Annotated in this window: 10 protein-coding genes and 1 tRNA gene; 3 read left to right on the top strand and 8 right to left on the bottom strand. The window is 71.6% G+C overall.

Annotated features, from left to right (window positions below):
* Positions 1–9: 9 nt before the first annotated feature.
* Positions 10–870, bottom strand: coding sequence for a Bax inhibitor-1/YccA family protein (locus ABD241_RS00335; RefSeq protein WP_344057277.1), 861 nt, complete (start codon positions 868–870; stop codon positions 10–12).
* Between the two features lie 198 nt (positions 871–1068).
* Between ABD241_RS00335 and ABD241_RS00330 the strand changes: the two genes are divergently transcribed.
* Positions 1069–1143: transfer RNA gene (locus ABD241_RS00330), tRNA-Leu, on the top strand.
* A 187-nt stretch (positions 1144–1330) separates the two neighbouring features.
* Complete coding sequence (gene mptB / locus ABD241_RS00325) at positions 1331–2914, top strand: polyprenol phosphomannose-dependent alpha 1,6 mannosyltransferase MptB (RefSeq protein WP_344057276.1); 1584 nt, start codon at positions 1331–1333, stop codon at positions 2912–2914.
* Positions 2915–2941: 27 nt separating this feature from the next.
* Here mptB and ABD241_RS00320 read toward each other — a convergent pair whose 3' ends face one another.
* From ABD241_RS00320 to eno, 4 genes are read right to left on the bottom strand one after another with little or no spacing between them, the layout of a single operon-like run.
* Positions 2942–3916, bottom strand: coding sequence for a Ppx/GppA phosphatase family protein (locus tag ABD241_RS00320; protein ID WP_344057275.1), 975 nt, complete (start codon positions 3914–3916; stop codon positions 2942–2944).
* The gene (locus ABD241_RS00315; RefSeq protein WP_344057274.1) at positions 3913–4479 is read right to left on the bottom strand and encodes a DUF501 domain-containing protein; all 567 of its coding nucleotides are present in this window, start codon (positions 4477–4479) and stop codon (positions 3913–3915) included. The genes ABD241_RS00320 and ABD241_RS00315 overlap by 4 nt, the downstream gene beginning before the upstream one ends.
* Before the next feature lie 48 nt (positions 4480–4527).
* On the bottom strand, positions 4528–5202 hold the full coding sequence (locus ABD241_RS00310; RefSeq protein ID WP_344057273.1) for an FtsB family cell division protein: 675 nt from the start codon (positions 5200–5202) through the stop codon (positions 4528–4530).
* A 5-nt stretch (positions 5203–5207) separates the two neighbouring features.
* On the bottom strand, positions 5208–6509 hold the full coding sequence (gene eno, locus ABD241_RS00305; protein ID WP_344057272.1) for a phosphopyruvate hydratase: 1302 nt from the start codon (positions 6507–6509) through the stop codon (positions 5208–5210).
* A gap of 417 nt (positions 6510–6926) precedes the next feature.
* On the opposite strand from eno, the gene ABD241_RS00300 reads away from it, so the two are divergent.
* A complete protein-coding gene (locus ABD241_RS00300) occupies positions 6927–8366 on the top strand; it encodes a sugar transferase (RefSeq protein ID WP_344057271.1) in 1440 nt (479 codons plus the stop codon).
* 116 nt (positions 8367–8482) lie between these two features.
* On the opposite strand, the gene ABD241_RS00295 is transcribed toward ABD241_RS00300, so the two are convergent.
* From ABD241_RS00295 to mfd, 3 genes are read right to left on the bottom strand one after another with little or no spacing between them, the layout of a single operon-like run.
* A complete protein-coding gene (locus tag ABD241_RS00295) occupies positions 8483–9460 on the bottom strand; it encodes a nucleoside triphosphate pyrophosphohydrolase (RefSeq protein WP_344057270.1) in 978 nt (325 codons plus the stop codon).
* A 13-nt stretch (positions 9461–9473) separates the two neighbouring features.
* Positions 9474–10025 (bottom strand): SurA N-terminal domain-containing protein, encoded by a 552-nt coding sequence (locus ABD241_RS00290; protein ID WP_344057269.1) that lies wholly within the window; start codon positions 10023–10025, stop codon positions 9474–9476.
* A 33-nt stretch (positions 10026–10058) separates the two neighbouring features.
* The gene (mfd, locus tag ABD241_RS00285; RefSeq protein ID WP_344057268.1) at positions 10059–13718 is read right to left on the bottom strand and encodes a transcription-repair coupling factor; all 3660 of its coding nucleotides are present in this window, start codon (positions 13716–13718) and stop codon (positions 10059–10061) included.
* Positions 13719–13800 lie beyond the last annotated feature (82 nt).

The following is a 13800-nucleotide window of genomic DNA, read 5'->3' as shown; positions in this document are numbered from 1 at the left end:
CATCGGGTGTCAGTCGCGCATGCGCGCGAACAGGCGGACGAACTCGATGTAGAGCCAGACCAGGGTCACGATCAGGCCGTGGGCCAGCAGCCAGGAGTACTTCCTCGGGGCCCCGACCTGGACGGCGCGGTCGATCGAGTCGAAGTCGATGGCCAGGGAGTACGAGGCGAGGCCGACGCCGATGATCGACAGGACGAGGCCCAGGCCACCGCTGCCGCCGAAGCCCCAGCCGCTGATGACGCCGGTCATGAGCAGTACGACCTGCAGCAGCGAGAAGAGGCCGTAGCCGACGAGGGCGAAGAAGAACATGCGCCGCGTCTTGTCGTTGACCTTCACGAAGCCCGTCGCGTAGCCGATGTACATCGCGACGAAGACGCACAGGGTGGCCAGCACTGCCATCTGCACGACGCCGTCGTACCTCGGGATCGAGGCGATGTACTGGCTGAAGGCGCCGAGGAAGGCACCCTGCAGCACCGCGTACGCCATGAGCAGCGGCACCGAGACCTTCTTCATGAAGGCGATGACGAAGCCGAGGACCAGCGTGCCGAACATGCCGCCGAGCCAGAACGGCAGCGTCATGTCGGAGTTGGCCTCGGTCCAGAACCACGAGACGCCGGCGACGGCGACCGTGACGACGAAGAGCGTCAGGCTCTTGACGACGACGTCGTCGACCGTGACCCGACCGGTGTCGACCGGACCGGCCGGCGCCCGGTTGTAGAGGTCGTTGAGCTGCCCGGCCGTCAGGGTGTCCTGGGTCGCGTAGCCGGTGGCCGGCTGCTGCGGGCTGCCCTGAGGCGAGCCGAAGCCGGCGTAGCGCTCCTTCTCGATCTGCTTGTTGAGCCGGTCGAAGACCGGGTTTCCACCTGCCATGTGAGTGCGCTCCTAAAAGCACTGGGTGCCACGACCCGCTCATGGGCGTGGCGACTGTCCCCAAGAGTAAGCGAACGCACCCCGGCCGAAGGTTCCCGAGAGCGTTTCCCGAGAGCGTTTCCCGAGGCAGCTCCCGGGACCGGCGCGCGCGGTCGGCGGTCACGGGAGAGCGGGTGCACCCGGCATACTGGGCGCCTTGCCCCCGTGGCCCAATCGGCAGAGGCAGGCGACTTAAAATCGCCAACGGTGAGGGTTCGAGTCCCTCCGGGGGTACAACAGACGGGTAGGTCGTCGGCGTCGGTGACGCCGGTGCTGCCGGAACGGGCGTGGCGCAACCCGCCCACAGCCGCTGCACCTACAATGACCTGCAGGAACGAGGTCCAGGGGGTCATTCGACGCGCCCTCCGACGGATCGGGCCGCACCAGACGGTGCGACCCCAACCAGATGAAGGAGCAGCGGGTGCTGGAGCATCGTGTCGCCGGAGCGACCACGACGGCTCACCCACCCACGTCCTGGGGCCTCGACCCCCGCGTGGAGGACGTCAAGGACCGGCTGGTCGCAGCGCTGCAGCGCACGTGGGCCGACCCCATGGTGCGTCGCGGCACGCTGGGCATGTCGCTCGTGGCCGCCGGCTCGATCAGCCCGGCGTTCCTGCCCGCCGACACCTTCGAGGAGCCGGCCTCCCCGCTCATCCAGCGCTTCGGGCTCGAGTGGCTCGGCACGGGCGCCGGCCGGGTGGTGACCACCATCCTGCTCGCCGTCGGCATGGCCCTGCTCGTCGACGCCTGGCTGCGCATGCGGCCGACCCACGGTCGCGGGGCGCCGTCGATGGCCTGGCTGTTCTGGAGCCTGCCCGTCATGCTGGCGCCCCCGCTCTTCAGCCGTGACGCGTACAGCTACGCGGCGCAGGGCAAGATCATCTCCCGCGGGATGGACCCGTATGCCGTGGGCCCCTTCTGGGTGCCCGGTCCCTTCGCCGACCAGGTCGACCCGATGTGGGTCGACACCCCGGCGCCCTACGGCCCGTTGGCCCTGCAGGTCCAGCACGGCGTCGTCAGCCTCTTCCCCGACAACGCGTACGTCTCGGCCGTCGCCATGCGCCTGCCCGCGCTGCTCGCGGTCGGGGTGCTCGCGTACGCCCTCCCCCGCCTCGCCGAGCGCTACGGCGTGAGCGGCCGGCACGCCCTGTGGCTGGGCGTGCTCAACCCGCTCGTGATGATGCACTTCATCGGTGGCGCGCACGGCGACGCCGTCATGGTGGCGCTGGTGACGGTGGCGCTGCTGCTGGCCAGCCGGGGACAGCTCGTCGTGGCCTCGATGACGATCGCCGCCGCGGCGGCCTACAAGCAGACGGCCGTCCTGGCCCTCATCGGGGTCGTCGGCATGGCCCTGCAGGCGCAGGCCGACCTCGCTCCCGGCGCCACGGCCCGGTTCCGGGCGATGGTGCGGCACGGCCTCGTGCACGGCGCGGTCGTCCTGGCGACCTTCGCGGCCATCACCGAGGTCACCGGCCTGGGCTGGGGCTGGATCCCCAACCTGTCCGTGCCCGTGACGCTGCGCTCGCTGCTCTCACCGCCGACCTTCGTCGGCAGCACCGTCGAGTGGTTCATGCGGATCGGCGGCATGCCCGAGAGGGTCTACTCCGCACCGGTGCCGATCGCCCAGACCATCGGGCTGCTCCTCGGCCTCGCTGCGATCGGCTGGGTCACCTGGCGGGTGGCGCCGCGCAATCCCGTGCTCGCCACCGCCGCTGCGCTGCTCGCGCTCTGCGCCTCGGGTCCGGTCCTGCACCCGTGGTACCTCCTGTGGGGCGGGCTCCTGCTCGCCGCCGTGCGGCTGTCCGCCCGGCAGGAGCGGGTCATCATCTTCGTGACGCTCTTCTTCGTCACCTACGGCGTCGTCGACGCGACCGTCGTCAACGGGACGTGGGCCCTCGGGGTGTCGGCGGCGCTGTGGATGGCCGCTCGGCTGCGGGCCAACCGCCGCCGAGCCCAGGAGCAGGCCGACGAGCCCGTGCTCGCCGCTCTCTTCCCCCGGCGCTGAGGGGCGGCGCGAGGCCACCTGCGGCGGTCAGCTCCGTCGGGCGACGCTCAGGGCGATGCCGTCGAGGATATCGTGCTCGGACGTGATGACCTCGGTGATGCCGGCACGGCCGACGACCCGCTCGACGACCCGCTGCCACACCAGCGCTCCCGCGCCGATGACATCGACGCGCCCCGGGTGCATGTAGGGCAGCCGGGCGCGGTCCGCGCGGGTCATCGCGAGCAGGTCGTCGCACGCGACGACCATGTCGGCGGGCGCGGAGCGGGCCAGGTGGATGCGGTCCGCCTCGTATGCCGTCAGGCGCAGCAGGTGCGCGGTGATAGTCGTGACGCTGCCGGCGAGGCCGACGAGCGTGGCGACGCCCTCGATCGGCACGACCGACTCGGCGAGGTCGAGCGCCTCGTCGATGTCACGGGTGGCGGCGGCGATCTCGGCGTCGGTGGGTGGGTCGCTCGCGAGGTGGCGCTCGGTCATCCTCACGCAGCCGATGTCGACCGAGCGGGCCGCCTCGACGTGGTCGGTGCCTCGCACCAGCTCGGTCGAGCCACCGCCGAGGTCGACGACGAGGTAGGGGCCACCGACACCCTGGGCGGCCAGGCCGCCGGTCGCCCCGGCGAAGGACAGGGCCGCCTCCTCGTCGCCGGAGACGACCTCGGGCGACACCTCCGAGCCGAAGTGCTCGGTGAAGGCCGCCCGCACGCCCTCGATGAAGTCGGCGGCGTTGCGCGCGTCGCGCGAGGCCGAGGTGGCCACGAACCGCGCACGGGTGGCGCCGAGCTCGCGGCACGCGGCGGCATACTCCCTCGTCACTGCCAGGGTCCGCTCCATGGACTCGGGGGCGATGACACCGGTGCGGTCGACCCCGTGGCCGAGGCGGACGATCTCCATCCGGCGCAGCACGTCGGTGAGCGCCCCGGTCGCGGGGTCGACGTCGGCGACGAGCAGGCGGATCGAGTTGGTGCCGCAGTCGATCGCCCCGACCCGGACGGTGGTGTCGCTCACGAGGCGCTCTCCTCGGTGCTGGGGCGGGCGGCGTCCTCGGCCGCGTCCTCGGCGGCGTGCACGGCGGCGCACGAGGTGGGCTGCCACCAGTCGTCAAGCATCGCGAGGGCCTCGTCGCCGAGCGGGTTGACGCCGGGGCCGGCCGCCAACGCGTGACCGACCAGCACGTGGAGGCACTTCACGCGCGTGGGCATGCCTCCGGCGGAGATGCCCGCGATCTCGGGCACGTCGCCGAGCTCGGCCCGCTGGGCGAGGTAGTGCTCGTGCGCCCTGGCGTACGCCGCGGCCAGCTCCTCGTCACGGGCGAGCCGCTCGGTCATCTCCTTCATCACGCCTGCGGTCTCCAGCGTGCTGACGGCGCCGGTCAGCCGGGGGCACGTGGCGTAGTACGTCGTCGGGAAGGGCGTGCCGTCCGGCAGGCGCGGCTGCGTACGCAGCACGTCGGGCTCGCCGCACGGGCAGCGGTGGGCGACCTCGGCGACGCCACGCGGGCGTCGGCCCAGCTGGCGCTCGACCGCGTCGAGGTCGGCTGCCGAGGGGGTGGGACGGGCGGGGTCGTTCACGCGGGGCTCACTTCGGGCTCACTTGACGGGCTCGGAGCCGACCGCGCGTCACTTCGGACGTGTGACACCCGCGGTCGGACGGTCGGCGATCTGGATCGACTGCCACACCTTGCCATACCAGGGCGACGCGGCGTTGGCCATGGGTGCGGCGACGACCGGGCGAGCGGGGGCGGGCGCGGCCTTGGCGTCGGCGTCGGGGTCGATGACGGTGTAGGCGCGGTCGCCGACACGGACGAACTTGAGGCGCTCGCGGGCCTGCACCTCGATGAAGGCGGGGTCCTTCCAGAGCGCCGCCTCGTGCTGGAGCTGTTCGACGGTCGCGCGCTGCGCGGCCACCTTGTCCTGCATCGCTGCCGTGTCGCCGCGCTGCTGGACGAGCGAGCGGAGCGTGGGGACGATCGTCACGGCGAGGATGACGAGGATCCCGAGGAGGATGACGCCGCGCACCCAGGCGGTCGACGCCGACGGTGGGCTCGTCTGCGGGGTGCGTGGGCGGGCCGCGAGGGCCGGGCGCTCCTTGCCCGCCCCGGGACGGTTGGAGCGGGCTGCAGCCGCCCGGGGCTGGCCGGGCCGCGTCGCGGAGGGGCGACGGGCGGCGCTCGAAGCGGCGCCGGAGGTGGAGGACGCCCGCGGGGTCTGGCGGGCGGTGGCCGGCCGCGCGCCCCCGGCCGGACGGCCCGTCGACGACGGGCGGCCGGGGCGGGACGGCGTGCGGTCGGCCACCGGGATCAGCCCTCGGCGCCGAAGCGGCTCGCGTCGAAGCGGGGGAAGGCACCGGCGCCGGCGTAGACGGCGGCGTCGTCGAGCTCCTCCTCGATGCGCAGCAGCTGGTTGTACTTCGCGACACGCTCCGAGCGGGCCGGCGCACCCGTCTTGATCTGGCCGCAGTTGGTCGCGACGGCGAGGTCGGCGATCGTCACGTCCTCGGTCTCGCCCGAGCGGTGGCTCATCATGCAGCGGTAGCCGTTGGTCTGGGCCAGCGTCACGGCGTCGAGGGTCTCGGTCAGCGTGCCGATCTGGTTGACCTTGACGAGCAGGGCGTTGGCCGTGCCGGAGCCGATGCCGCGGGCGAGGCGCTCGGGGTTGGTGACGAAGAGGTCGTCGCCGACGATCTGGACCTTGCTGCCGAGCAGCTCGGTCATGGACTTCCAGCCGTCCCAGTCCTCCTCGTTGAGCGGGTCCTCGATGGAGACCAGCGGGTAGGCGGCGACGAGCTCGGCGTAGTAGGCGACCATCTCGTCGGCCGACTTGCCGGCACCCTCGAAAGCGTAGGAGCCGTCCTCGTAGAACTCCGAGGCGGCGACGTCGAGGGCCAGCGCGATGTCGCGTCCCGGCTCGTAGCCGGCTGCGCGGATGGCCTCGAGGATGAGGTCGAGAGCGGCCCGGTTGGACTCGAGGTTGGGCGCGAAGCCGCCCTCGTCGCCGAGGCCGGTGGCCAGGCCCCGGTCGTGGAGGACCTTCTTGAGCGAGTGGTAGACCTCGGTGCCCCAGCGCAGGGCCTCGCGGAAGGTGGGCGCGCCGATCGGCGCGATCATGAACTCCTGGATGTCGACGTTGGAGTCGGCGTGCGACCCACCGTTGAGGATGTTCATCATCGGGACGGGGAGCACGTGGGCGTTGGGCCCGCCGACGTAGCGGAAGAGTGGCAGGCCGGCCGACTCGGCCGCCGCGTGGGCCACGGCCAGGGAGACGCCGAGGATGGCGTTGGCGCCGAGGTTCTCCTTGTTGGACGAGCCGTCCAGGGCGGTCATCTCGGCGTCGACGAGGCGCTGCTCGCTCGCGTCGAAGCCGACGAGGCGCGGGTTGATCTCCTCGATCACGGCGTCGACGGCCTGCTCGACGCCCTTGCCGAGGTAGCGCCCCTTGTCGCCGTCACGGCGCTCAGAGGCCTCGAAGGCGCCGGTCGAGGCACCCGACGGGACGGCCGCGCGAGCGAACGTTCCGTCGTCGAGTCGGATCTCGACCTCGACCGTGGGGTTGCCGCGAGAGTCCAGGATCTCGCGGGCGCCAATCTCCTCAATGCTGGCCACTGTGGCTCTCCTGTGCATTCGCCTCTGACGTCCGCAGCGGTCGCGCGGACGCGTCGACCGGGACCGCGCGCAGGCCACCGTGGCGACTGGCGCACGACGCGTCCCGATACCGTCCGCAGCCTAGTCGGTCGCCCCGCGGTGGTCCGTCACCGACGCGGTGGTCGTCCACGACGTGGACCCTGGGCCCAAGTGCAGCAAAGGCTGACAGACATTACTGACACCGTCGTCCAAACGCCGCCAAACCGACGAGGAGTTTACAGATTCTTTACCTCGGGCTCCCAGCGACGGGACATACTCCGAAGTAGTCGCCGGGGGGGTGACACTTCATAGCGGATGTGCGAGGCCAGCGGGGGGTTGGTACTCATGGGTCAAGCTGTCGGTCAGCCAGGAACGATTCTCCTGGACCTCAGCGCGAGAGTGGATGCACGACGTACGACCGCCAGGGCACGCAGCGAACGACTGCTGCAGCTGGCCATCGCCACCGGCGACGTCTTCGTCATCGGGACAGCGACGCTGCTCGCTGCGGCGATGCGCTTCGACGTCCCGGTGGTGCCGACCTCCGGCGACGTCAACTCGATCGCGGTCTCGCTGGGACCGTGGATCCTCGGGGTCTGGATGCTGGCGAACGCCATGCGGGGGACGTACGCCAGGCCGCACCTGGGGGTCGGCACCGTGGAGTACGCCCGGGTGCTGGGGGCGGCAGGGCTCACGGCGAGCCTCGTGGGGATCGCCAGCTACCTGACGAAGTTCGAGCTCTCCCGGGCCTTCTTCGTCCTGCTGTTCTCCATCGGCGCACCCCTGCTGGTGGTGTGGCGGTGGTCTGCCCGTCGCGTGGTGAAGAACCTCCGCCGGCGCGGGCACCTGCTGACGAAGGTGCTGATCTCGGGCGCCCAGGAACGCGTCGACGAGGTCGCGGCGGTCCTGCGCCGCGAGAAGTGGCTGGGCTACCAGATCCTCGGAGCGCTCGTGCCGTCGGCGCGGTCCGTCGACGCCACACCCGGGGGCGTCCCCGTCATCGGCTTCACCCACGAGACCGCGCAGAACGCCCTCGCCTCCGAGGCCGACCTGGTGCTGTTCGCCGAGGGAGCCTTCCCCTCGCCCGTCGACTTCCGGCGGATCGCCTGGGACCTCGAGGGCCACGACGTGCAGATGGCGGTCGTCCCCAGCCTGAGTGACATCTCGTCCGGTCGGATGGCGATGCGTCCGGTCGGCGGCCTACCGCTGGTCCACGTCGAACCGCCGCAGAGCCTTGCCGCCTCCCGCGGCCTGAAGCGCGCCTTCGACCTCGTGGGAGCCACGCTCGCCCTGCTGCTCGCCTTGCCGGTGATGATCGTCTTCGCGCTGCTCACCAAGCTGCAGGACGGAGGTCCGGTGCTCTTCCGCCAGACCCGGGTGGGCCGTGACGGCCAGCTCTTCGAGTGCCTGAAGTTCCGCAGCATGGTCGTCGACGCGGAGGCGCGGCTCTCGAGCATCAGCCACCTGAACAAGAACGCGGGAGGAGTGCTCTTCAAGGCGCAGAACGACCCCCGCGTCACGAAGGTCGGTGCCTTCATGCGTCGGTTCTCCATCGACGAGCTCCCGCAGCTGGTCAACGTCATCAACGGTGACATGAGCCTCGTCGGGCCGAGGCCGGCCCTGCCGGCGGAGGTGCGCCGCTACGAGACCGACGTCCAGCGCCGGCTCCACGTGCGGCCCGGGCTCACCGGCCTGTGGCAGGTCTCCGGCCGCAGCGACCTGTCGTGGGACGACACGGTGCGCCTCGACCTCTACTACGTCGACAACTGGTCGATCGTCCAGGACCTCACCATCCTGGCCCGGACGGTCAAAGCGGTCTTCGCCTCACACGGGGCCTACTGACGACGCCACTGCCACCGACTCCTCACCGGTGTCGGCACGCTCTCCCCTCCGTGCCGACGCCGGTGCAGGTACTCCTGCCGGAGACACCGGCCGACGGCGTATGCCGGGTGGCGCCCTCAGCCGCTCTCGTGCGGCGGGAGCACGACGGCGGCGTGCAGCTGTCGCAGCGTGGCGCGCAGGGCGGCCTCGGCGTCCACGCCCTCGGCGCGGGCAGCCCGGACGAGCGCGAGGGCCCGGGCGCCGACGTCGTCACCCGTCGCCGCCGCGTCGACCACGTCGCCGAGACCGGCCTTCTCGAGCCGGGACACGACCTTGTCGGCTCGCGCGAGCGCCGGCAGGGCGGCCGGCACGCCGTCGAGCGGGTGGGTGCGGTGCGGCTTCTCGCCCGCCTTGATGGCGGCCCAGTTGTCGGCCACCTCGTCGGCCGTGTCGGCCTGCACGTCGGCGAAGACGTGGGGGTGGCGCCGAACGAGCTTGTCGACGAGCGAGCCCGCGACGTCGTCGATGCCGAAGGGCTCGCTCGGGTGCTCCTCGGCGACCCGGGCCTGGAAGGCGACCTGGAGCAGCAGGTCCCCCAGCTCCTCCTGCATGTGGGCGGGGTCGCCGCTCTCGATGGCCTCGATCGCCTCGTGGGCCTCCTCGAGCAGGTAGGGCACGAGCGAGGCGTGGGTCTGCTCCGCGTCCCACGGGCAGCCGCCGGGCGAGCGGAGCCGGTCCATCACGGCGACGACGTCGAGCAGCCGGGCGCCGGGGACGTCGAAGGAGCCGATGAGCAGCTCGACGTCGGGCGGCTCCGGCAGGCGGGAGACCTCGACCGCGATGGCATCGCTCAGTCCGGGGTCGCCGTCGGAGGAGCCGACCCAGACGACGTCGCCGGTCCGGGCCGCCGAGACGAGGTCACGGGCCAGCTCGGTGGGGTGGTCGCCGTCCCGGGGCAGCACCTCGACGCCGGCCTCGACCACGGCGGTGACCTGGGGCTCGTCCGGACGGCCCCACACGGCATACGCCCGCTCGAGCGTGGTCCAGGCCTCGCGGGTGAGCAGGCCCGGCGCGACGCGGGGGGTGGTGACGAGCAGGACGACGCGTGGGGCCACGGCTGGGCGGTCGCTACTGGGCAGTGGGCGGGGCGGAGTTGGTGCCGGGCTTGACCCAGTTGGGGGTCTTCTGGCCGATCGTGAAGTAGACCGGGCCCTCGTCGGACGGCACGACGGTGCCGTACTTCGGGTTGACGGTGATGTCGGCCTTCTTGAGGTCGGCGCGGTAGGCGGCGACATCGGCGGGCGTCATCTTCTGCGACTGGATCAGGGCGACCGCCTCCACGAACTCCTTCGTGGTGTCGGTGGCGTTCGGGATCGAGGCGATGACCGACGCGTAGGTCTCGTCGGGCTGCCAGCTGCCCGACTTGCTGACCGCGTCCTTGAGCAGCGGCGCCGCGACGAGAGCCGTGACGACGATGTTCTCGGCGAAGTCGAGCTTGGCCGACTTCAGCTGGTCGTGGGTCTGCTGCACGTCGGACTCGCTGATGACCTCGCCGTTGACGATCGCAGCAGCCTGCTGACGCGTCTCGAAGCCACACCCGCCGAGCAGCGACACGGCGCCGATCGCGGCGATGCCGAGAACGGCCACGCGCCTGGCGGGTTGAGCAGACCTAGCCTTCACGAACTTCCTCCTCTGGCGGATGCGTGTGCCATCCTACGGTGCCCCGGCGGTCGATCTCGCCGACCCCGAGGCCGCGCCGGGGGCCGTGCCCCGGGAGGCGTTCGCGGCCGCGGCGATGTCGTCGAGGAGCACTGCGGTGATGAGCTGCCGAGCCCAGGTGAGGACCTCGACGTCGCGAAGCGGCTTGCCGCCGACGCGGGCGGTCATGGGCGCCGGGACGAGGATCGTGCCGAGCGCCTCCTTGACGATCGTGCCGGGGTAGAGGCGCATGAGGCGCAGGTGCTGGCTCTCGCGCAGCTCCTTGACCGGACCGAAGCGCACGACCTTGCCCTGGATGCCGATGTCGCCGATGCGGGCGGCCCGCGCCACGACCCGCAGGCGGGCGACCTCGAGGAGGTTCTGGACCGGCTTGGGCGGCGCGCCGTAGCGGTCGCGCAGCTCGGCCTCGATCTCCTCGACGGCCTCGAAGGTCTCGACGGTCGCGAGCTTCTTGTACGCCTCGAGCCGCAGCCGCTCCCCCGGCACGTAGTCGTGGGGCAGGTGGGCGTCGACCGGCAGCTCGATCTTGATCTCGGCCGGCACGTCGACGGCGTCGCCGCGGAAGTCGGCCACGGCCTCGCCGATGAGCCGGACGTAGAGGTCGAAGCCGACGCCCTGGATGTGGCCGGACTGCTCGCCGCCGAGCAGGTTGCCGGCGCCGCGGATCTCGAGGTCCTTCATGGCCACGGCCATGCCGGAACCGAGGTCGGTGTTGCTGGCGATGGTGCGCAGGCGGTCGTGCGCCGTCTCGGTCATCGGCTTCTCGGGCGGGTAGAGGAAGTACGCGTACGCCCGCTCGCGCCCTCGGCCGACGCGACCGCGCAGCTGGTGCAGCTGGCTGAGCCCGAGCATGTCGGACCGCTCCACGATGAGGGTGTTGGCGTTGGAGATGTCGAGGCCCGTCTCGACGATCGTGGTGCAGACCAGGACGTCGAAGCGCTTCTCCCAGAAGTCCTCGACCACCTGCTCGAGCTTGTGCTCGCCCATCTGTCCGTGGGCGGTCGCGATGCGCGCCTCGGGGACCAGCTCGCGCAGCCGCGCGGCCGCCTTCTCGATGCTGCTCACCTTGTTGTGGACGAAGAAGACCTGGCCCTCGCGCAGCAGCTCGCGGCGGATCGCCGCGGTGATCTGCTTCTCGTCGTAGGCGCCGACGAAGGTCAGCACGGGGTGGCGTTCCTCGGGCGGCGTTGCGAGAGTGGACATCTCGCGGATGCCGGTGACCGCCATCTCGAGCGTGCGCGGGATCGGGGTGGCCGACATGGACAGCACGTCGACGGCCGTGCGCATCGTCTTGAGCAGCTCCTTGTGCTCGACGCCGAAGCGCTGCTCCTCATCGATGATCACGAGGCCGAGGTCCTTGAACGTGACGTCCTTGGCGAGCAGGCGGTGCGTGCCGATGACGAGGTCGATGGTGCCGTCGGCCATGCCGGCCATGACGTCCTTGGCCTCCTTGTCGCTCTGGAAGCGTGAGAGCGAGGCGACCTTGACCGGGAACTGGGCGTAGCGCTCGGAGAAGGTCTGCTGGTGCTGGCTGACGAGCAGCGTCGTCGGCACGAGCACCGCCACCTGCTTGCCGTCCTGGATCGCCTTGAAGGCGGCGCGGACCGCGATCTCGGTCTTGCCGTAGCCGACGTCGCCGCAGATGAGGCGGTCCATCGGGACCTGCTTCTCCATGTCGGCCTTGACCTCGTCGATGCTGATGAGCTGGTCCGGCGTCTCGACGTAGCCGAAGGCGTCCTCGAGCTCGCGCTGCCACGGCGTGTCGGGACCGAAGGCGTGTCCCTTCGTGGCCTGGCGCGCGCTGTAGAGGCGGATCAGGTCGGCCGCGATCTGCTTGACGTAGCGCTTGGCCCGCGACTTCGTCTTGGTCCAGTCGGAGCCGCCCATCTTGTTGAGCGTGGGCTCCTCGCCGCCGACGTACTTCGTCACCTGGTCGAGCTGGTCGGTGGGGACGAAGAGGCGGTCACCGGGCTGGCCGCGCTTGCTCGGGGCGTACTCGATGACGAGGTACTCGCGGGTGGCCCCGGCGACGGTGCGCTGCATCATCTCGACGAAGCGACCGACCCCGTGCTGCTCGTGGACGACGTGGTCACCCGGGCGCAGCTGCAGGGGGTCGACCTGGTTGCGGCGGCGCGACGGCATGCGACGCATGTCCTTGGTGGACGTGCTGCCCGGCTGACCGGTGAGGTCGGTCTCCGTGAGCAGCTCGATGCGCGCTGCCTCGTCGACGAAGCCCCGGCCGAGCGATGCGGTCGCGACCAGGGCCCGGCCACTCGGGACGGCGTCGGCGAGCCGCTCGACGGGCACCTCGTGCTCGCGCAGGACCTCCTCCACCCGCTTGGCGAGACCCGGCCCCTCCGTGACGACGGCGACGCGCCACCCGTCGCGGGTGCGTTCCCTGAGGTGGGCGACCGCCCGCTCCGTGTCCCCGTGGAACGCCTCGGGGTCGACCGTGCCCAGGGAGAGCCGGACGTCGACGTCGTCGTCCTCGATGACGAGCTCGGCGTCGGAGCTGAAGGGGGTCAGGGTCCACCACGGCCGACCGGACGCGACGGCGTGGGCGCGCAGCTGCGCGAGCGTCCAGTAGGAGGCCGTGCCGAGGACCGACTGCAGGTCGACCGGCACGTCGTTGCCGGCGGCTGCGTTGGCCCAGCTGGCCTGGAGGAACTCGTCGCTGGTGAGGACGAGGTCGTGGGCCCGGGTGCGGATGCGCTCGGCGTCGGCCAGCACGACGATCGACTCGGTGGGCAGCACGTCGAGCACGGACTCCATGCCGTCCACGAGCGCCGGGGCCAGCGACTCCATGCCCTCGACAGCGATGCCCTCCGCGACCTTCGTCAGCATGTCGGCGACCCCGGGCAGCTGCGTGGCGAGCTCTGCCGCGCGAGCTCGCACCTCGTCCGTGAGCAGGACCTCCCGGCACGGCGGGGCCCAGAGACCGTGCTCGGCGACCTCGAGGCTGCGCTGGTCCGCGACCTTGAACCACCGCACCTCCTCGACGGTGTCGCCCCAGAACTCGATGCGGACCGGGTGCTCCTCGGTCGGCGGGAACACGTCGAGGATGCCGCCGCGCACGGCGAACTCGCCACGGCGCTCGACCAGGTCGGTGCGCGTGTAGGCCGCGGCGGCCAGGGCCTCGACGACGTCGGTCAGCGGGCGCTCGTCGCCGGGACGGAGCGCCACCGGCACCAGGTCTCCCAGCCCCTTCGTGATCGGCTGGAGGACCGCGCGGACGGGGGCCACGACCACCGACAGGGGTCCGTATGCCGCGTCGTCCGGATCGGGGTGCGCGATGCGTCGCAGAACCGCCAGCCTCCGGCCGACGGTGTCACTGCGTGGCGACAGCCGCTCGTGCGGGAGCGTCTCCCAGCTCGGGAAGACTGCGACGGCATCCGGGGACAGGAAGGCTCCGAGGGCTGCGGCCAGGTCGTCGGCCTCCCTGGTGGTGGCCGTCACCGCGACGAGCGGTCCCTGCTCGCCGAGGGTGCGTGCCAGCGCCGCCACGAGGAACGGCCGGATGCCGTCGCTGCCCGAGACGTCGAGGAGCCGGGCGCGCCCCACCTGCTCGAGCACGCGGCCGGCAGCGGGCTCGGCCTGCCAGGCGTCGAGGAGCCCGGACAGCCGGGCCGGGGTGCGGGTGGTGGTTGCGGTCATGAGCAGACGTCCCAACATTCTCAGGCAGCGATCGACGACGACGGCGCGCGCGCAGCACGACTGACCCACGTCGACCGGACAC

It is taken from the genome of Terrabacter lapilli, assembly GCF_039531305.1.
Classification (GTDB): Bacteria; Actinomycetota; Actinomycetes; order Actinomycetales; family Dermatophilaceae; genus Terrabacter; species Terrabacter lapilli.
Note: the sequence above shows the minus strand (reverse complement) of the source record. Positions and strands in the feature narration are given on the sequence as shown.